At 65.9% G+C, this 372-nt stretch carries 1 pseudogene; it reads left to right on the top strand.

Annotation, left to right across the window (positions count from 1 at the left end):
• Nucleotides 1-200: 200 nt before the first annotated feature.
• Nucleotides 201-372 (top strand): annotated as a pseudogene (locus BST42_RS28885) (enhanced intracellular survival protein Eis); the annotation flags it as partial.

Below are 372 nucleotides of genomic sequence, written 5' to 3'. Positions count from 1 at the left end.
GCACGTCGGTGCCGGAGCCGTCGGGGTATGCGTCGACGTGGGAGCGTCGCCGCCAGCGTAACGTCACGGCGAAATTCGTCGCTGATTCTCGCAGTGGCGTCACGCTGGCGGGGCTACCCGCATCGCGTGATCCTTTGCCAGACACTGTCGTCGTAATATTCACGTGCACGTGGCCGCGGCATATGCCACAGTCGGATTCTGTGACTGTGACCCTGTGTAGCCCGACCGAGGACGACTGGCCGGGGATGTTCCTACTGGCCGCGGCCAGTTTCACCGATTTCATCGGCCCTGAATCAGCGACCGCCCGGCGGACCCTGGTGCCCACCGACGGAGCGGTGGTGGTCCGCGATGGTGCCGGCCCGGGTTCTGAGG

This window comes from Mycolicibacterium rhodesiae (assembly GCF_002086695.1).
GTDB lineage: Bacteria > Actinomycetota > Actinomycetes > Mycobacteriales > Mycobacteriaceae > Mycobacterium > Mycobacterium rhodesiae.
This window is presented reverse-complemented; position numbering and strand designations above follow the sequence as displayed.